The 19092-nt window shown below is 57.2% G+C and carries 21 protein-coding genes; 9 read left to right on the top strand and 12 right to left on the bottom strand.

Features of this window, described 5'->3' with window-relative positions:
- The first annotated feature begins 32 nt into the window (after positions 1–32).
- From metA to QOL67_RS12985, 4 genes are all read left to right on the top strand, one after another.
- Positions 33–977: a homoserine O-acetyltransferase MetA gene (gene metA / locus QOL67_RS13000; protein ID WP_283426394.1), complete on the top strand. Its 945-nt coding sequence runs from the start codon at positions 33–35 to the stop codon at positions 975–977.
- Positions 978–1048: 71 nt separating this feature from the next.
- Complete coding sequence (gene ppk2 / locus QOL67_RS12995) at positions 1049–1918, top strand: polyphosphate kinase 2 (RefSeq protein ID WP_283426393.1); 870 nt, start codon at positions 1049–1051, stop codon at positions 1916–1918.
- Entirely contained in the window at positions 1911–2528 is a 618-nt protein-coding gene (locus tag QOL67_RS12990; protein WP_283426392.1) for a TetR/AcrR family transcriptional regulator, read from the top strand. Before ppk2 ends, QOL67_RS12990 begins: the two co-directional genes overlap by 8 nt.
- Positions 2529–2542: 14 nt before the next feature.
- Entirely contained in the window at positions 2543–3118 is a 576-nt protein-coding gene (locus QOL67_RS12985; protein ID WP_283426391.1) for an SEL1-like repeat protein, read from the top strand.
- Positions 3119–3127: 9 nt separating this feature from the next.
- Here the strand turns inward: QOL67_RS12985 and QOL67_RS12980 are convergent, their stop codons facing one another.
- From QOL67_RS12980 to QOL67_RS12950, 7 genes are all read right to left on the bottom strand, one after another.
- Positions 3128–3619 (bottom strand): hypothetical protein, encoded by a 492-nt coding sequence (locus QOL67_RS12980; RefSeq protein WP_283426390.1) that lies wholly within the window; start codon positions 3617–3619, stop codon positions 3128–3130.
- Positions 3607–4290 carry a c-type heme family protein gene (locus QOL67_RS12975; RefSeq protein WP_283426389.1) on the bottom strand — a complete coding sequence of 228 codons (684 nt, stop codon included), beginning with the start codon at positions 4288–4290 and terminating at the stop codon, positions 3607–3609. Before QOL67_RS12975 ends, QOL67_RS12980 begins: the two co-directional genes overlap by 13 nt.
- Positions 4291–4487: 197 nt before the next feature.
- Positions 4488–5162, bottom strand: coding sequence for a cytochrome c3 family protein (locus QOL67_RS12970; protein WP_283426388.1), 675 nt, complete (start codon positions 5160–5162; stop codon positions 4488–4490).
- A gap of 153 nt (positions 5163–5315) precedes the next feature.
- Positions 5316–6479: a glycoside hydrolase family protein gene (locus QOL67_RS12965; protein WP_283426387.1), complete on the bottom strand. Its 1164-nt coding sequence runs from the start codon at positions 6477–6479 to the stop codon at positions 5316–5318.
- A 159-nt stretch (positions 6480–6638) separates the two neighbouring features.
- Positions 6639–7124 carry a 30S ribosomal protein S9 gene (gene rpsI, locus QOL67_RS12960; protein WP_093320630.1) on the bottom strand — a complete coding sequence of 162 codons (486 nt, stop codon included), beginning with the start codon at positions 7122–7124 and terminating at the stop codon, positions 6639–6641.
- A gap of 3 nt (positions 7125–7127) precedes the next feature.
- A complete protein-coding gene (gene rplM, locus QOL67_RS12955) occupies positions 7128–7589 on the bottom strand; it encodes a 50S ribosomal protein L13 (protein WP_283426386.1) in 462 nt (153 codons plus the stop codon).
- Between the two features lie 159 nt (positions 7590–7748).
- The gene (locus tag QOL67_RS12950; RefSeq protein WP_283426385.1) at positions 7749–9143 is read right to left on the bottom strand and encodes an aminotransferase-like domain-containing protein; all 1395 of its coding nucleotides are present in this window, start codon (positions 9141–9143) and stop codon (positions 7749–7751) included.
- A gap of 89 nt (positions 9144–9232) precedes the next feature.
- On the opposite strand from QOL67_RS12950, the gene QOL67_RS12945 reads away from it, so the two are divergent.
- On the top strand, positions 9233–9463 hold the full coding sequence (locus tag QOL67_RS12945; protein ID WP_283426384.1) for a DUF1127 domain-containing protein: 231 nt from the start codon (positions 9233–9235) through the stop codon (positions 9461–9463).
- Positions 9464–9522: 59 nt separating this feature from the next.
- Here QOL67_RS12945 and QOL67_RS12940 read toward each other — a convergent pair whose 3' ends face one another.
- On the bottom strand, positions 9523–9948 hold the full coding sequence (locus QOL67_RS12940) for a PaaI family thioesterase (RefSeq protein ID WP_283426383.1): 426 nt from the start codon (positions 9946–9948) through the stop codon (positions 9523–9525).
- Between the two features lie 56 nt (positions 9949–10004).
- Here QOL67_RS12940 and QOL67_RS12935 point away from each other — a divergent pair, with 56 nt between their 5' ends.
- From QOL67_RS12935 to gluQRS, 3 genes are all read left to right on the top strand, one after another.
- Positions 10005–10790, top strand: coding sequence for an enoyl-CoA hydratase (locus QOL67_RS12935; RefSeq protein ID WP_283426382.1), 786 nt, complete (start codon positions 10005–10007; stop codon positions 10788–10790).
- Positions 10791–11045: 255 nt separating this feature from the next.
- Positions 11046–12389, top strand: coding sequence for a methylenetetrahydrofolate--tRNA-(uracil(54)-C(5))-methyltransferase (FADH(2)-oxidizing) TrmFO (gene trmFO / locus QOL67_RS12930; RefSeq protein ID WP_283426381.1), 1344 nt, complete (start codon positions 11046–11048; stop codon positions 12387–12389).
- Positions 12390–12482: 93 nt separating this feature from the next.
- Positions 12483–13325, top strand: a complete 843-nt coding sequence (gluQRS, locus tag QOL67_RS12925) for a tRNA glutamyl-Q(34) synthetase GluQRS (protein ID WP_283426380.1) — start codon at positions 12483–12485, stop codon at positions 13323–13325.
- Here the strand turns inward: gluQRS and hisI are convergent.
- Positions 13322–13684 carry a phosphoribosyl-AMP cyclohydrolase gene (hisI, locus tag QOL67_RS12920; protein WP_283426379.1) on the bottom strand — a complete coding sequence of 121 codons (363 nt, stop codon included), beginning with the start codon at positions 13682–13684 and terminating at the stop codon, positions 13322–13324. The genes gluQRS and hisI overlap by 4 nt on opposite strands.
- A gap of 67 nt (positions 13685–13751) precedes the next feature.
- Between hisI and QOL67_RS12915 the strand changes: the two genes are divergently transcribed.
- Positions 13752–14204 carry an iron-sulfur cluster assembly scaffold protein gene (locus QOL67_RS12915; protein ID WP_283426378.1) on the top strand — a complete coding sequence of 151 codons (453 nt, stop codon included), beginning with the start codon at positions 13752–13754 and terminating at the stop codon, positions 14202–14204.
- A gap of 307 nt (positions 14205–14511) precedes the next feature.
- On the opposite strand, the gene QOL67_RS12910 is transcribed toward QOL67_RS12915, so the two are convergent.
- The 3 genes from QOL67_RS12910 to ligA all read right to left on the bottom strand — a co-directional run bounded on the left by QOL67_RS12910 (position 14512) and on the right by ligA (position 19091).
- Entirely contained in the window at positions 14512–14634 is a 123-nt protein-coding gene (locus QOL67_RS12910; protein ID WP_283426377.1) for a hypothetical protein, read from the bottom strand.
- A gap of 117 nt (positions 14635–14751) precedes the next feature.
- On the bottom strand, positions 14752–16842 hold the full coding sequence (recG, locus tag QOL67_RS12905) for an ATP-dependent DNA helicase RecG (protein ID WP_283426376.1): 2091 nt from the start codon (positions 16840–16842) through the stop codon (positions 14752–14754).
- Positions 16839–19091 carry an NAD-dependent DNA ligase LigA gene (gene ligA / locus QOL67_RS12900; protein ID WP_283426424.1) on the bottom strand — a complete coding sequence of 751 codons (2253 nt, stop codon included), beginning with the start codon at positions 19089–19091 and terminating at the stop codon, positions 16839–16841. Before ligA ends, recG begins: the two co-directional genes overlap by 4 nt.
- Position 19092 lies beyond the last annotated feature (1 nt).

Raw genomic sequence — 19092 nt, 5'->3', positions numbered from 1 at the left:
ACCTCAAACACCAAACAAACAAAGAGACTGACATGCCCATCAAGATCCCCGCCGACCTACCCGCCTTTGACGTGCTCAAGCACGAAGGCGTCATGGTCATGGCCGCGGATCAGGCCTCCCGTCAGGACATCCGCCCGATGCGGATTGGGCTTCTCAACCTGATGCCAAAGAAAATTCAGACGGAAAACCAATTTGCCCGTCTGATCGGTGCAACCCCGTTGCAGTTGGAATTGTCGCTGATCCGTATGTCGGAGCACAAAACCCGCAACACAGCCGCGGAGCATATGGCGGAGTTTTATCGGCCATTCCAAGAGGTTAAAGCCTCCGGTGAGAAATTTGACGGGCTCATCATCACCGGTGCACCCATCGAGCATCTCCCTTTCGAAGAGGTCACCTATTGGGAAGAACTCTGCGAGGTTTTTGATTGGACCCGCACCCACGTACACTCCACTTTTGGCGTCTGCTGGGGTGGCATGGCAATGATCAACTATTTTCACGGCGTGCAGAAACACATCATTGACCACAAGGCCTTTGGCTGCTTCCGCCATCAAAACCTCGCGCATTCCTCTCCGTATCTGCGCGGCTTCTCAGACGACTGCGTGATTCCTGTGAGCCGTTGGACGGAAATCCGGCAAGACGAAGTGGACGCCCGCCCGGAATTGCGCACTTTGCTGCACTCTGAAGACGTTGGTCCTTGCCTGATCGAGGCTCCCAAAACGCGAGATCTGTTTATTTTCAACCACTTCGAATACGATAGCGACACGTTGAAACAGGAGTACGATCGCGACATATCGGAAGGTACAACCATCAATGTACCGTCCAACTACTACCCGAATGATGACCCCTCCAACCCGCCGCAGAACCGCTGGCGCAGCCACGCACACTTGCTCTACGGCAACTGGGTGTCCGAGATCTATCAAACCACGCCATTTGACATGTCTCGCATCGGCCATGAAATCACCGACCTGCGCGCCTAACCTCGGCGCGCCGCCATCCCGATTGCGCTAAGGCGCAGGACACCCCATATTGGGGAAAACGGAGAGCTTTCATGGACTTGCCCTTTGACGGCGCGATAAGCGCCTACTTTGAGAACGAGGCCCCCGCCGAGGTGCGCGACGCCATTCAGCAAGCCGGCAAAAATGACATCCTCTCTGGCACCTATCCGCACAAAGACCGCTTGAGCCGCAAAACCTACGAGGCAGAGCTAGAAGCCTTACAGATCGAACTGGTCAAGATGCAGCACTGGGCCAAGGAGAGCGGTGCCCGAATTGCCTGTGTCTTCGAAGGCCGTGACGCAGCTGGCAAAGGCGGCACCATCAAGCGCTTCCGTGAGAACCTGAACCCGCGCGGCGCGCGCATTGTGGCCTTGTCCAAACCCACAGATTCTGAGCGTAGCCAATGGTATTTCCAACGCTACTTTGACCACCTGCCGTCGGGGGGCGAGTTGGTGCTCTTTGACCGCAGCTGGTACAACCGCGGTGTCGTTGAGAAGGTCTTTAGTTTTTGCGAGCATTACGAGCGCGAGCGCTTCTTCCATCAAGCCCCTAATCTCGAAGAAACTCTCGTAAACGACGGAATTTACTTGTTTAAGTTTTGGCTCAACGTCGGCCGCGCAGAGCAACTCCGCCGTTTTCTGAGCCGTGAAACCGACCCCCTCAAGCAGTGGAAGCTCAGCTGGATTGACGTCGAAGGCCTCAAACGCTGGGGCGCCTACACTGCCGCTATTGGCGAAACCCTGCGCCGCACCCATTCAGAGGCGGCACCGTGGACTGTCATCCGCTCAGACGACAAACGCCGCGCACGCCTGAACGCAATTCGTACTGTGCTGCACGCTCTGCCCTATGACCGGAAAGATGTAGATGCGATTGGCGCCATTGACGACAAGATCTGTGGCGGACCGGACATCTGGAATGCCTAAACGCGGCTATCATCACGGCAACCTGCGCCAGGCCTTGGTTGAGGCCGCTCTCAGCTTGATTGAGGCAAAGGGCCCGACCGGTTTTACCCTCTCAGAGGCAGCCAAGACCGCGGGCGTGACTCCGGCTGCGGTCTACCGTCACTTTGAAGGCCGTGAAGACCTCATCGCCGAAGCCGCCCGTCAGGGCTATGAAATCTTTGCAGATTTGATGCAGTTTGCCTTCGACAAAGGCCAGCCGTCCGCCTTGGCCTCGTTTGAAGCAACAGGCCGTGCTTACCTTGCCTTTGCCCGCAAATACCCCGGTCACTACATTGCGATGTTTGAAAGCGGGATTTCCGTCAACCGCACTCCAGAACTCGCCGCTGTTGCAACCCGGGCCCGCGGCGTGATGGAACACGCCGCCGCCGAGCTCTCCAAGCACATTCCGCCGGAAAAACGCCCTCCCGCCAGCATGTTCTCCGCCCACATCTGGGCCATGAGCCACGGCGTCGTGGAACTTTATGCGCGCAACTCGCCAGGTACCCAAAGTCCCTTTGCTCCGGAAGACCTGCTGGAAAGTGGGATCGGCGTGTACTTGCGAGGGCTCGGATTGATCGAACCGGACCAATGACCCAAGGAAACATCGTGGAAAAGCTTCTTCTATTGCCACTTCTTGCGGGATTTGCCACCCAAGCGCTGGCGCAAGACGTACGCCCGTTGTCGGAGTTCGCAGAGACGCGGGCGGCCTTCACTCAAGAAAGTGACCTTGCGTGTGCGGGCGACACTGAGGCATTTGGCCGTTTGCTCAACGCGGCGGACCCCGCACAACAAGGGGATCCGGCTGCGCTGTCAGCTTTGGCATGGCTTGTCGCCTCGGAGAACTGTGCTTACTACACCGGCGACGACGAGCAGGTTTCGTACTTCTACCTGCGCGCCGCTCAGGAAGGGTATCCCGTGGCCTTGGCCTATGGTGGCATACGCATGATCCGAGGTCTTGGCCTCCCCCAAAACCCAGACGCCGGGGCGGGGTTGGTGATGCTGGCTCTCGAAGGGGGGTTTGGGGACGCCGGCGCGATGCTCGCGGGGGAGCTAATCACTGGCATCTACATGCCGCGGAACCTCGAAGCTGCAAAGAACCTGCTTCAAGCAGCTGAAGCGACAGGTGCTGAAGGCGCGTTGCTGAACAACGTTTGGGCCGCCTACGCCGCCGTGTCGCAGTAACGCGCGGCGTTATTGATAGGCCAGAGCCACCCAGATGTGCACAGCTACCAAAGGCACCAACGCTGCCGACAACCCAATGTGGACCAACAGCCAAACAAGATAGATCATGTTGCTGCGATACCGCAGCACTTCCCGGTTTAGCACTCCAGTTAGGGCAACGAGAAATACCACGGCACTCAAGGTACTCATCCAGACATGGCCAAACCGCACCGCATGTATGGCAAACAACAGTGTCGCTGCCGTGCCCACCCAACGGTGCCGCACCACAGCCTGCCGGGCATTCCGATTATCTTTCGTCACGCGCTTGAAAAACAGAACCCACTGATACCCCAGCAGACCAAGCAGCAATAGCCCGGTCGCCACCTGTTGCGAAAATCCGGTGAGAGGCTTGGCCAGCACAGATTTCGCTTCAGAAGACAGCAGTATCATCCCGAGCCCCAGTGCAATCAGTATTATCAACACGTAGGGCGCTCTCTGCCAGGTCGAGATTAGAACCCGCATGGTTTGCTCTCCTCATCGGCTTGCACCGCCAACGTGCCTTGCCCCACTCCCCGAGGGCTACGCCGCTCTCGCATCACCGCCTGCAAAACCACTGGTGCGGCGTGTGCTTTTACCTCCGCCAAAAACACCTCGACATTTGGCAAAATCCGTCGATCTGCCGAAGGCCAGCTCTCCGATATCTCAACCGGCACCTCAAACCGCGCCGCCTTTCCCAGATACGTTTCATAGGTATGCGCGACAGAGACGTACATCGCGTCCAGCACGCCCAGAAACTCATCTGCCGTGACCTCATCACGCGGATAGGTCCAGGTCGTCGCGCCCATCACATCGTTGAGCTTCCAGTCCTTTTTGGGACTGTCTGGGTGTTCATTGTGGCAGATCACACAGGGGGCAACTTCCGCCACATCCGGATACATGGCCACAAATCCACTCTGCGCGTCGTCTGAATAAACTGCGGTGCGCGTTGCCTTAACAGTCTCAAACGCGGTCACCTGCCCCGCCCCAAACAAATTGGATTTATTGATAGGCGCGTCTGAACCCAAATACAGCCCGACCAGCGGCGGCAGGGTTTCCATGTGCGCCGCCGTGGCCCGCAGAAACAACGCAGGTAAGGGTCCCTGTTCCACGCCAGGCTCTTGCCACTCTTCACCAAATTTGAGACCCGATGCCATGCCCCCACCAACAATGCGTTTGGTATAAACCCCTCGCGCTGCCTGATTAATGGCGTTTACCCCGTCAAACAAAGCCTTGACTGGATGAAGGCACCCGGAAGCTTTTTCTTCCCCCTCCACCAATGGCGCTGGCGCAGACACAAACAGATATATCGCCAAGCTCCCCAAAACACCTGTTAGAAAAATGCGTGGCAAGGTCAAGGCGCTTTCCCTTCGTAGAGTTTGGTGCCGCCAAATGGATCATCGCCACCCTGAAAATAGCCCCAGATTTCCGCCGCGGGCAGTACTTCGACCATTCGCGTCGGAGGCTTCAGATGATGATTTCCATGAAAGTCATGACACCCCAAGCAACTGCCCCACTTTTCCAGCGAAACAAGGCGTTCATGGGACGTGTCTACCGGATCATTTTTCACGTTCAAATCTTCATGACAGGCCTGACAAAGGGTTGGCGCAACTGTCACGATTTGCGGAACATGTTCAGAGTGACATCCCAAACAGCTGCGCGCATCAACCTGGACAATTGCTTTGGCAAAACGCGGCTCTCTGAAACGATAGATCGGGTGACGCTCGTTGGGGCGCGCATGGCAGGCAAGACACTGCTCCGAGCCGACTTCAGCATACCCAAAATCCACCGGCGTTTGCCGCAACCCAAGCACATAACGGACCTGCGCCTGCACCTGTTGGCGCACCGTTCCAGGCGTTTTTAAATGACATGCGGCGCAGGCAACATCAGCGTGCGCTGCAATCAGCGGTCCGTGGGCAATTGATGGTTTAATCTTGGCGTGAGTGAGCGCAAATCCGGCCCACACCGCGGTAGGCATAATCGCCAACACAGCTAACAAACGCACAATTCGGGCAGGCGGCCACGCCATACGCCCCTCCAAAACCAAGAAACCGTTAACAACTTGTAAAGTGTTGCGGAAATTGGTTAATCAATCGTTAATTGAATTATCTAGGCACAAGCGAGAAGACATGCCAGTGGCACCTCTTCTCGATGAAAGACCAACAAGAGGTCGAAGTTACGCTCAAAGACAGCCACGCACCCAGTCCAGCCGCGCTTTTGGAACCAGGCCATAATTATAGAGGTTCACCCCGGTTGCGCCGTTGTCGCGCAACAGTTTGATCCGCTCCGCAAAGGCCGCAGCCCCGTCAAATTCCGGGTACCCCAACCGCAAGCCCACCTGCCCGCCTGCATTCTGTGGCAGAGCTGATGCATAAGAGGCCAAACCCAGCGCTGCCTCGTCCCCCATATCATAGGCGCACAACATAACTTTCAATCCAAGTTCCGCGGCCGCTTTATGGTCGCAACCGCCAAGCCAGCCCGCCTGCCCATCAATCAGCATCAACTCAGACGAGGGCGCGCAAGCCTCCTTGGCTTGCGCTAGCACCGCCTTCACATGGTCAAATCGCAAATCCAGATAGGCCCGCAATTCCGCATCAAATTCAAAGGCATCCAGCCCGCGTTCGGGGAAATCAGGGCACACGCGCTGGGGCGTACCCCCTGTACACATCTGATCGATCAGCCCCCGCACACGCGCTTGCAACGCCGGCATATCCAGACCGGCGGCCTGCCCGGCCTCCTGACAATGTTCACAGAAGCACAGCGCCATCAGAAAATCCCCTTCCGGTGGCAACCCAACCATGTCTTTCTCATGATGATACTCATGGGCAAAGCCAAGGAAATTGGGGCTCTCCAACTCAATCCGGTTTGGCTGATAGTTCCGCGAAATATCCTGCACCAGATTGCCGACATAGGCTTGTGCCTCGGGATTGGCAGGACAAAGATTGTAGGAATTTGCATCCCCAAACGCATTGCGTGTCACCAGATCCGGTTTGGCAAAACCAAGCGCGGAGTTATGCAGACATACGGTCCAGCAAGACACATCCAACCCACCTGCATCCCGCGCCTCAATCATCCCGCGCAACACATCCTGTTCCTGCGCCAACGACGACACCAAAGGCTGCACCGCTTGCCCTTGCCAGATGCTGGCATCCGGGCGGAAATACAATGTGCCATCCTCTGGAAAATACGCCCTCCGCTTGGGGCTGCGGACCTGCAGAAACCGACCCGCGTGATACACCGTTGCCAAGCTGATCATGTCAAAGCCCAGCTCACGCAACTCTGACGACACCGCCTTCTGTCCAATATCAGCGATATCCCAAGGGTAGGTCCACATTGCGTTGCTCACAGTCTTTCCTTTTAGATCAGCAGGTTGGCTCAAATTCTTTTACCGGAAAGCCAACCCGTTGCGCAGTCTGAAAATTCGTCAAAATCGGCAAAGCAACACCGCAAAAGAAAAGGCCGCTCCCAAAGAGCGGCCTTTCCAAAATATCTTGTTGTCCAGCGATTAACGCTTGGAGAACTGGAACGAACGACGCGCTTTGCGCTTACCGTATTTCTTACGTTCCACAACGCGGCTGTCGCGTGTCAGGAAGCCGGCGGCTTTCAGGGCGCCACGCAGGGAGGGTTCATAAAGCTGCAGAGCTTTGGAAATCCCGTGCTTAACCGCACCAGCTTGACCGGTCAGACCGCCGCCTTTGACGGTGGCGTAAACGTCGAATTCACCTTCAACGCCGGCAACCTGCATAGGCTGACGCAGGATCAGCTGCAGAACCGGACGGGCAAAATACACGTCTTGGTCCTTGCCGTTTACGATGACCTTGCCGGAACCCGGCTTGATCCAAACGCGGGCAACAGCGTCTTTACGTTTACCAGTCGCATAAGAACGACCGAGCTCGTCACGTACCGGCTCACGCGGTGCCGCAACTTCTACAACAGCTTCTTCACCAGCAACGGCGTTCAGCTCTTCAAGCGAGTTGATTTGATCAGCCATTGATTAGCTCCGGGTGTTTTTGCTGTTCATGGACTTCACGTCCAGCACTTCTGGGGCCTGTGCTTCATGCGGGTGCTCAGCACCGGCATATACGCGCAGGTTGGTCATAACCTTACGGGACAGGCGGTTGCCTGGCAGCATACGCTGAACCGCTTTGGTCACAACGCGCTCTGGGTGCTCACCTTCCAGGATCTGACCTGCGGTGCGGGATTTGATGCCGCCCGGGTGGCCAGTGTGCCAGTAGTAGGTTTTGTCCGCGCGCTTTTTGCCGGTCAATTGGATTTTATCCGCATTGATCACGATGACGTTGTCACCCATGTCCATGTTCGGAGTAAAGGACGCCTTGTGCTTGCCGCGCAGGCGCATGGCGATGATCGACGCGAGACGGCCCAGCACCACGCCTTCGGCGTCGATGATGATCCATTTCTTTTCGATGTCTGCCGGAGTAGCAGAGAAGGTTTTCATGTTAGGTCTTCCACGATTGGTTGACAGATACTTCGGTTGCCCGACGCATCAAAATACGATGGCCGGGTTATAAAGCACCGCCGCGTCACGTCAAGCGCACACAAGTCAAAATAACCATTCCTTTTCAATGACTTATGATTTAGGTATCATCTTACCCCATTATACCGGTGCATGTTGCAGCGGTTTTGACAGCATTTCCGACATGTTTTCCAGCGCCGCCCGCAAATCCGCCTCAGATACTTGTGGAGCCAAAGCAATGCGTACCGCATTTGGCGCCCGCCCATCTGCCAGCACGTATTCATCTGCCGACTTGATCCGTATGCCTTCCGCATCACAAGCCCGCACAAACGTGGACCCGCGCCAGCCATGTGGCAACTTAAGCCAAATGAAAGGCACAAACGGCCGCCAGCGAATGTCCCAGCTGCCAAGCACATTGACAGCCAGCTGCACACGCTTGTTGACAAAGCGCACAATCCGTTGCCGGATCTCGTCCGCCTGACCGCTCTGGATCAAGTCAGCACAGATGTCGAGCATCGGCTGCGGCAATCCGTAAAACATCGACTGAGCCACGTGCCGTGCAGTTTGCGAACTGCCCTCCGGAGCCACAAGGTATCCAAACCGCAGGGACGCTGAGACTGATTTGGTGAGCGAGCCGATATACCAAGCGCGATTCGGACAAAGCGCCCGATACGATGGCGTATCCGCCGGTCCTAAAGCGTGGCAATCATCCTCAATGATCTGCAAATTATAGCGCCGCGCGATCGCTGCGATCTCCTGCCGCCGCTCCAGCGGTACTTTGATTGCTGTCGGACTGTGCGCCTGCGCCGAGGTCACTAACACCTGCCCGCCGTGGCGCCTCAGCGCCTCTTCCAACTTCTCCGGCCGCATCCCATGTGCGTCCATCTCCACACCAATCACCTCTGCCCGCAACAAACGCCCAGCATGACGGACACCGGGGAAAGTCACCGCCTCAGTCAAAATGACCGGATGCGCGCCATGCAAACAGCATTGCAGCGCCGTCACCGAGGCGTTCTGGGCCCCCATGGTCAACACAATATCTTCTGCAGTGATCCGTCCCGCAACATCCGGACCAATCCAGTTAACCACCGCCTGACGCGCATGCAGGTCCGTGGCAGACGTCGGACACAACAAATATGACATGTCACCATGCGCCGCGACGCGGGCCATCGCCTCTCGGATGACGCGATCCTGCCCCACATCTGGCACGCGCACCGCCCGCATATCAAGGTCTTCCGTTTGCGAAAGCGAGATCAACGGCTCGGGCGGCAGCACCGTCTCTGGTCGCCCGTCCGCCACAAAGGTGCCGCGCCCCACTGTGGTCTCCAACAACCCTTCTTCCACCGCCAATTTATAGGCCCGTGCCACCGTACCGGGCGTGATGCCCAAGCGCCAAGCTAACTCACGCACAGGTGGAAGCTTCTCCCCAACAGGTAGATGCCCACTGCGCACCGCACCGCGAAGTGATTGTATCAATACAATGTATTTCGGATCGGTACAGCTTTCAAAACTAGGGGGCCATATTGTATCAATCACAATGTTTTCCTCGCAATTGTGCCACAGCAGGGGTACACCGCCCTTGTAACAAATTTAAGGATTGTATCAATACAATATTGGAGATGACCATGACAATGACCACAACAAACCTGCAAATCCTGACAAACCACAACGCAAACGCGCAACTTCCAGTTGCTGCACGTGCGGCGCTGTCGTTTGCGGCAGTGGTCACGGAATGGGACAAACGCGCCCGCACCCGCCGAGCGCTCGCCAAGCTGAACAAAGCGCAGCTGGAAGATGTTGGATTGACATTGCATGACGCCCGGATCGAGGCGCGTAAAATGATGTGGCAGTTCTGATCCCCGTCAGACGCCTCTTCCACTGGGTCGGGCTTGTCCCGACCCCTTTTTTGTTTGGGTTAGCTTTTACGTGGCGGAATTGCGTAGGTCATATTGGCCCGCGCCACAGGCGCCTCTGAGTCTTCCGAGTATATCAGCACGTTTGACACAGACAGCGTCCGCCCCAACTTCAACAGCTGCGTTTTGGCAATCAAATCTTTGCCCGCCTCCGGCTTGCGCATGAAATCCAACGAACAATTAGTGGTAACCGTCAACGCCTCTTTGCCAATGATGGCCATGGTTGCCACGTAGGCCGACACATCTGCTAAAGCAAACATCGATGGCCCCGAGACTGTGCCACCTGGGCGCAAATGGCGATCCTGAACCATCATCCTCATCACCGTGTTAACCCCATCTACGTGCTCCACAACAAAATCATCTTTGACCTGTGGGAATACCTGCTCGAGCCACGCGCCCATTTCTTCTGCAGTCATCACGGCTTGCATGCTTTTCCTCCGTCTCTTCCCGCGCTACCCTCGCGCCAACTTGGGAGGAGAGCAAGATGACACTTTTGGAACGTCGCGACACAAACGCAGTGGCGCATCTCACCATGAATGCGCCTGAACGCCTGAACGCCCTGTCAGACGAGATGCTCGCCGCGCTACAAAATGAGTTTGACACCCTCAAAGACGACACCTCCATCCGTGCCATCACGCTGTCTGGCAGCGGCAAAGCCTTCTGCGCCGGGCACGATCTCAAACAAATGACGGCCGGACGCCAATCTGAGGATGGCGGTCGCGACTATTTTGCGGATCTGTTCAACCGCTGCGCCACGATGATGCAGACCATCCAACAGCTGCCCCAACCAGTCATCGCACAGGTGCACGGCATTGCCACCGCCGCAGGCTGCCAGCTGGTTGCCACCTGCGATATGGCTGTGGCTGCCAAAGGCACCCGCTTTGGCGTGAACGGCGTGAACATCGGCCTGTTTTGCTCCACCCCCATGGTGGCTCTAACCCGTAACATCCCGCGCAAGCAGGCGTTTGAAATGCTAACTACAGGACAGTTCATTGACGCCACCCGGGCCGAAACCTTGGGCTTGATCAATCGCGTAGTGCCTGAGGAGAACCTGCAATCCGAAACCACGCAACTTGCTGAAACCATTGCGCAAAAGCTCTCTGCCGCTGTGAAAATTGGCAAACAAACTTTCTATGAGCAACTGCAAATGCCACTGAACCAAGCCTACGCCCATGCTGGTAGCGTCATGGTCGAAAACATGCTCTACGCGCAGACTGAGGCTGGCATAGAGGCGTTCCTCAATAAACAAACACCAACCTGGGATCAGTAACCCGTTTCCAATCCCCAAACGGTGTTTTTCCAACAAAGCTGTGTCGAATCCTAATCAACTTGGGCACAACAAAAACAACTTGAACCACACGCATGTGTGGCACCAGTTCGCTAAGCGGCTCGGCTCGTTACCGAACCGCGGGTTGCGCGGCGCCTCATAGGTCACTTTGTACTGCTTACTTCTGACTTGTGAGGCGCGCGCCTCTTTTACGCTTTCCTCTTCCCAAACGCCCATCCCTGCCCTATGTCCGCCACCATGACAGAGACATTGCATATCGTGGGCGGCGGCATGGCCGGCGCGGAGGCCGCATGGCAGGCCGCAAATATGGGCGTAAACGTGGTGATCCACGAAATGCGGCCCAAGGTTGAAACCTTTGCGCACCGCACCGGGCATCTGGCAGAAATGGTCTGTTCCAACTCCTTCCGCTCTGACGACGACGAGCAAAACGCCGTTGGCCTGCTGCATTGGGAAATGCGCGCCGCAAACGGGCTGATCATGGCCACCGCAGACAAACACCGTTTACCAGCAGGCGGCGCCCTCGCTGTGGACCGCGATCCGTTTGCGGAATCCGTGACCGCTGCGCTGATGGATCACCCCAATGTTTCGGTAGAATATGGCGAGATTTCCGAGCTGCCCACCGAAGGCCACTGGATCATCGCGACCGGCCCGCTGACCTCCACAGCCCTTGGAGCGGCCATCCAAGAAGAAACCGGCGCAGACCGCCTGGCCTTCTTTGATGCCATCGCCCCCATCATCTATGCCGAAAGCATCGACATGGACGTGGCCTGGCTGCAATCCCGCTATGACAAAGGCGAGACCGAGGAAGAACAAAAAGCCTATCTCAACTGCCCGATGACCAAAGACCAATATGAGGCCTTCATCGACGCGCTTCTGGCAGCGGACAAAACCGAATTCCATGAGGGCGAAACCGCTGGCTACTTTGACGGCTGCCTGCCGATCGAAGTCATGGCCGAACGTGGACGCGAAACCCTGCGTTTTGGCCCGATGAAGCCAGTTGGCCTGACCAACGCACACAAACCAGACGACAAGCCTTATGCCGTAGTGCAGCTGCGCCGCGACAACGCTTTGGGAACCCTTCTGAACATTGTGGGCTTTCAAACCAAGATGAAATACGGCGCTCAGACTGAGGTCCTCAAGATGATCCCGGGTCTGGAAAATGCTTCCTTTGCGCGCCTCGGCGGCATCCACCGCAACACTTTCATCAACTCGCCTACACTTTTGGACGACCAAATGCGCCTGAAGTCCCGTCCCAACATCCGCTTTGCCGGTCAGGTCACCGGGGTAGAAGGCTATGTGGAAAGCGCTGCCATGGGGTTGCTCGCGGGCCGTTTGGCTGCTGCCGAGATCCTAGGAAAACCGCAGGACACCGCCCCGCTAAACACCGCCATGGGGGCGCTGGTGCACCACATTACCGGAGGCGCAGAGGCCAAAACTTTCCAGCCTATGAACGTGAACTTTGGTCTGTTCCAACCTGTCGAAGGGCTCAAAGGCGGCCGTCGCGGCCGCAAAGACCGTTACAAAGCCTACACCGACCGCGCCAAGGCGGATTGGCAGGCCTGGGTGGACGCACAAGCGTAACTGGACGGCTCAGGCATCTTCAAATAACGTCAAAAGAGCGGGCCAATCGGACCTGCTCTTTTCGTGAAGACATCTCTATAAGCGACTGGAACTGTGACCTTTATCACCCGCCTCGCCCCATCCCCAACCGGCCCCTTGCATTTGGGGCATGCTTATTCGGCGATGCTGGCGCACGACATGGCGCAAGTCGCTGGCGGCACATTTTTCCTGCGCATCGATGACCTTGATCAGTCGCGCGCACGCCTACACTGGGAAGAACAAATCTACGATGATCTCACCTGGCTAGATCTCACCTGGGAGACGCCCGTCCGCCGCCAGTCCGACCACTTCGCTGATTACGACGCAACATTGCACAAGCTTTCGGAAATGGGCCTCACCTATGCCTGCACCTGCACCCGCCGCGACATCGAAGCCGCTGCAAACGCTCCGCAAGAAGGCGTCCCGCAATTTGGCCCCGACGGGCGCATTTATTCGGGAACATGTCGCAATGCAGGACACGCCTATTCAGACGCCAAATGCATCCGTCTCAACATGCGCGCCGCCTGCGAGAAGGCCCTGCCCGCACATTTTGAGGAAAGCGGCCCGGACCACGCAGGCACGCACGCCTTAGGTCTCGACACGATGGTCTCAACTGTGGGCGACGTCGTCCTGGCCCGCCCCAACATGGCCGCATCTTACCACCTGTCCGTCGTACTAGATGACGCCGCCACTGGCGTGACGGATGTCATTCGCGGCGCGGACTTGTTTGACGCCACTGCAATCCATGTGGTGCTGCAAAACCTGCTCGGCCTACCCACGCCCCGCTACCATCACCACAAATTGATCCGCGACGACAATGGCAAGCGCCTCGCCAAACGAGACGACGCCCGCGCCATTGCCAAATACCGCGCAGATGGGGCGTCCCCCGCCGACATCCGCGCCATGGTTGGCCTTTAGTCTTCCAATGGCTTCATCAGTTCCACTGTCTCACCATCGCGCACCGCCGTGTAAAAACATGTGCGTCGGTTGGTGTGGCAGGCTGCGCCGGTCTGCTCAACGAGCACCAAAATACAATCCTGATCACAATCATAGCGGAAATCGACCAGCTTCTGCACATGGCCAGAGGTCTCACCCTTGATCCAAAACGACTGCCGCGAGCGGCTCCAATAAGTGACCTTCTGGGTCTCCAACGTCTTGGCCACCGCTTCGGCGTTCATCCATGCCATCATCAGCACTTCGCCGCTTTTGCTGTCTTGCGCAATTGCCGGGATCAAACCAGCTTCATTGTACTTCAGCGCCTTTGGATCAAATCCCATACCATCGTCCCCTTTGCATCCGCGATTTTCCTCTCTATCTAGGAAAGGCGTAAAAAAGGAAACCGCGATGTCCGGCGAAACCGACCTGATCAAGCTCTACTCTGGCCAGATCCTGCAACTCGCAGCAGCCATTCCGCACACGGACCGGCTCGAGGCTCCTGATGCCACCGTGAAAAAGCGCTCGCCGCTCTGCGGCAGCACTGTGACCGTCGATCTCACAATTGAGGACGGGCGCATCGCCCGCTTTGGACAAGACGTCAAAGCCTGCGCCCTGGGCCAAGCCGCGGCCTCTGTTGTCGGCGCCAATGTCTTGGGACAAACCCGCGAAGGTATCGAAACCGCACGTGACGCGCTCAAAGCCATGCTAAAGCAAGATGGCGCCACACCGCCTGCACCCTTTGACGGCCTCGAAGTGCTGCGCCCCGCGCGGGATTACAAAAATCGCCATGCCTCCATCATGCTGGCATTGGATGCCACTGCCGAGGCTTTTGACGCGGCAGAGCAGGCAAACTGCGCCTAAAAAGCATCCTCCCCAATCTGCATGACCATCTTTCCAGCCGCGCGGCTTCTTCTATGAGCCATCTCCACAAAAAACCGCCGCACTTCCCAAAGGAAGGCGGCGGCAAGCGCAAGCGGTATCGTGTGGGACCCGGGCCATCCGACTTAGGGGGAGGCAGACCCCCAAGAGGACTATGAACAGGCAGTGTCAGTCGAAACGCATCAATTAGGGGACAGATGCGCGGACGGACCGGCACGAAATTCGCAGGCAGAATTAGATCAGACTCACCACGTCAAACTAGAACAAACACAAAAGCTCATATCAGAGCTCACACAAAACCCGGAACATGCAGCGCAAGCACCAGCATGAAAACCAAGGCCAAACCGCCAATAGCGTCCTGCAACAATGTATCGCCAGAGTTGCGCACAACCGATTTGATTTGCTGCATCATTTGGTCTCTCCTTCCCGAGCATTTTGTTGCCACTTTGTTCTCATATTGGGTGAGTCGAGTAAAGAACTTTTTGAGAACATTTGAGAACATTAAGGGAATTAGTACCTTAGAGAGAGACTAACCCACTGAAATCAAACGGATCGCCTGATCCTGCTCCATCAGCCACAAAAGAACACGTGCCGCTTGGCCGCGCTCACTTTCCAGCGTCGGGTCATCATGCAGCAGCTTGCGGGCATCGCTCTGTGCCACGGCCATCAGGCTCGCCTGCGTCTCCACATCCGCAATCCGAAAGCGTGGCAAGCCCGACTGCGCCGTGCCAATCAAATCTCCTGCGCCACGCATCTCCAGATCCGTCTCGGCGATCGCAAAGCCGTCTTCGCTTTCCCGCAGGGTTTTTAGGCGCTTCTGTCCCCCTTCGGTCAAAGGCGCTTGATACATCAGAAGACAGGTTGAAGCCAGGGAGCCACGCCCGACACGCCCCCGTAACTGGTGCAGCTGCGCCAGGCCAAAGGCCTCCGCCCGCTCAATCACCATGATGGTCGCATTGGGCACATCAACGCCAACCTCAATCACCGTGGTGGCCACTAATACTTGTGTCTCGCCAGCCTGAAACGCCGCCATGGCCGCGTCTTTCTGCTCGGGCGGCATTTGCCCATGCACCAACCCGCACACACCTTCGCCAAGCGCGCTGCGCAGCGCTTTGAACCGCGCATCCGCCGCCGTGTAATCCACCCGCTCACTTTCCTCGACCAGAGGACAAACCCAATAAGCCTGCTTGCCTTCTGCAACCGCCTTGCGCAAATGCTCCACTACTTCGTCCAGGCGTTCCGTCGAGATCAGCGCCGTGGTAATCGGTTGCCGCCCCGGCGGCTTTTCGTCCAGCACCGAGACATCCATGTCGCCATATTGCGCCAAAGCCAGAGAACGCGGGATCGGCGTCGCCGTCATCACCAGCACATCCGCCCCCTCGCCCTTTTTACCCAGTTCCAACCGTTGCCGCACACCAAAGCGGTGCTGCTCGTCGATGATGGCAAGCCGCAGATCAGCAAAATGCACATCCTCCTGAAACACCGCATGTGTGCCCACTAGAATATGAATGTCACCGCGCGCCAACGCCTCCAGCTTTGCCTGGCGGTCCTTGCCTTTGTCGCGTCCCGTCAAAACCTCTACAACAACGCCAGCGCTCTCCGCCAACGGTTGCAACCCCGCCATATGTTGCCGCGCCAAAATTTCGGTGGGCGCCATCATCACGCCTTGTCCACCAGCCTCGACCGCCACCAACAACGCCATAAACGCCACCAAAGTTTTTCCTGCGCCTACATCTCCTTGCAGCAGCCGGTTCATCCGCTGATCAGTTGCCATGTCCCGCGCAATCGCCTCAACCGCCCGCTCCTGCGCACTGGTTGGGCTATACGGCAGCGCCGCCCGCACCTTGGCTTGCAACACCCCGGTCTGCTCGGAAATCACGCCCTTGGCCCGCTGCAACTGGCTGCGCGCCAGAGCCAGCGTCAATTGATGTGCCAAAAACTCATCATAAGCCAACCGCTCCCGCGCCGGATGATTGGGCGACACCTGCTCCAAAGTCTCAGGCCGGTGCACCAGTTCCATCGCCTCACGCCAGTTGGGCCACTTCGCTTTGTTCTTTTGTGACGGATCAATCCACTCCGCCAGTTCCGGAGTGCGGTCCAAGGCGGAGCGAACCGCCTTCACCATGGTCTTTTGCGTCACACCATGAGTCAGCGGATAGACCGGCTCAAACGCCGGGATTTCCTCGGCTTCATCCGGTGCCACCACATATTCCGGATGCACCATCTGCGCGACGTTATCAAAGACCTCTACTTTCCCAGACACCACCCGCCGTGCACCTTCCGGCAGGATTTTCTTCAAGTAGTCTCCCCGCGCATGAAAGAAAACAAGCTGAAAGGAAGTCAACGCGTCCTGCACTGTGATCCGGTACGCCCCGCCACGGTTGCGTGGTGCGCGGTGCTCCCCCACCAAAACCTGCACGGTCACCACACCAGGCAGCTCGGCTTCATTCACAGAAATTTTCACTCCACGATCAATGCCAGAATATGGCAGCAAAAACAAAAGGTCACGCGGTTTCATGACGTCAATCTGCTCTAGGTGCTGCGCCGTTTTGGGGCCAACACCATCCAGTTTTGTCACATCCGCAAACAGCGGGAATAGAAGCTCGGGACGTCCGCTCATAAGCCCTCGATCATCGCCAGCCAGCTATCTTCATCGAGGATCTCGATGCCCAAGTCCCCCGCCTTTTTGGCCTTACTGCCTGCGCCGGGTCCCGCCACCAATAGGTCGGTCTTCTTGCTCACAGAGCCGGATACTTTGGCGCCCAAAGACTCAGCCCGCGCCTTGGCTTCTGCCCGTGTCATCTTCTCAAGTGACCCCGTAAAGACCACCGTCTTTCCCGCCACCGGACTGTTTTGTGCTGGGGCATCCGGCGACACCACGGTCAGCATGCCTACTAGCCGGTCAAACTCGCCGCGTTCCCGCTCGTTGGCAAAGACATCAGTAAGCGAGAGACCAACAGCCGCGCCGATCCCGTCGATCCCGGTCAGGTCATCCCACGCCGCCTGGGCCTCGACAGACACCTCATGCGCCGCCACGGCCGCATCCCGAGACTCTTTTACCTTCGCACGTCGCCCTTCGGCTTGCGCCGCTGCTCGCTCTCGATCTTCTGCCAAATCCGCCGCGCGCCATGCCAGCGCAGCCGGCCGAGCCTTTTCCGCCGCAGCGGTCATGTCGCCCCACGTCAAGAAATGCAGCGCCAAATCCTTGGCTGCTGTTTCCCCTACATGTCGAATGCCCAGACCAAACAACAACCGCGCAAAAGCAATCTCGCGCTTGTCCTCAATCGCAGCAAAGAGGTTGACCACACTTTTGTCTTTCCAGCCTTTTCGGTTCGAAAGCTTGGTCAGGTTCGCACCATCCCGCTCCGCAAGCGTGAAAATATCCGCAGGTGTCCTGACTGGTAGATCAGGATCTTCGTAAAACATCTCAATCTGTTTGGTGCCCAACCCTTCGATATCCAGCGCCTTACGGGCCACGAAATGCTTCATTTTTTCAACCGCTTGCGCCGCACAAATCAAGCCGCCGGTACAGTAGCGCACCGCGTCCCCTTCTTCGCGCACGGCTGCGGATTCGCATACAGGGCACTTTTCCGGAAATCCATACGGCACAGCCTCGTCTGGACGTTTCTTCAGATCTACATCCGCCACTTTTGGGATCACATCCCCGGCACGATAAACCTGCACCCAGTCACCTTCGCGGATGTCTTTTCCATCGCGAATGGTCGCCCCTTTGCTGTCTCGCCCAGCAATGTAGTCCTCATTGTGCAAGGTCGCATTGCTAACCACCACGCCGCCCACCGTCACCGGAGCCAATCGCGCCACCGGGCTCAACGCGCCCGTGCGGCCCACTTGAATATCAATCTCTTCCAACCGTGTCCAAGCTAGCTCCGCCGGGAACTTGTGTGCAATCGCCCAACGCGGCGTTGTCGAGCGGAATCCAAGTCGCTCCTGCAGCGCCAGATCGTTTACCTTGTAAACCACCCCATCAATATCATAGCCCAACGTCGCGCGCCGCTCTTCGATCATCTTGTAGTGTGAAATCAACGCTTCGGGACTGTCACACACTTTAGTCAAGTCGTTGATGACAAACCCAAAGCTTTGAAGCCGCGAAATTGCATCCATTTGGGTGTCCGCAAGGGATTCTGACAACTCCCCCCAAGCATAAGCAAAGAACCTCAGTGGCCGCTCTCGTGTGATCTGCGCATCCAATTGCCGCAGGCTGCCCGCAGCCGCATTGCGCGGGTTGGCAAACACCGTCTTTGGTTTCTTGCCAGCCGCCTCCAATTTTTCGTTTTCTTCGCTGATCCGCGCATTCAACGCCTCAAAATCAGCGTGGCTCATGTAAACTTCACCGCGCACCTCCAGCACCTCTGGCGCATTAGCAATGTTCTGCGGGATATCGGCAATCGTGTGCGCATTGGCTGTCACATCTTCGCCGGTGCTGCCGTCACCCCGCGTTGCCGCATGTACCATCTCGCCATATTCATAACGAATGGACAGGCTTAACCCGTCAATCTTTGGCTCCGCCGTAAACCCAAGCGGCTCGGCTCCCATACCCAGATACTTGCGAATGCGCTCGTCAAAATCGGCTACATCTTGATCTTCAAAGGCATTGCCAAGGCTCAGCATGGCCACCTTATGGGTGATCTTGCCAAAACCCTCGGACGGTGTCGCACCAACCTGCTCGCTGGGGCTGTCGTCACGCTTCAGATCCGGAAACTGTGCTTCAATCTCGGCATTGCGCCGTTTGAGCCGGTCATATTCCGCATCCGTGATCGTCGGCGCATCGGCCCCGTGGTAATCGCGATTCGCGTGGCCTAACAACGCAGAAAGGCGCGCGAGGGCCTCGCGCGCCTGATCTAAAGTCATA

It is taken from the genome of Shimia sagamensis (assembly GCF_900182745.1).
GTDB classification, from domain to species: Bacteria; Pseudomonadota; Alphaproteobacteria; order Rhodobacterales; family Rhodobacteraceae; genus Shimia; species Shimia sagamensis.
This window is presented reverse-complemented; position numbering and strand designations above follow the sequence as displayed.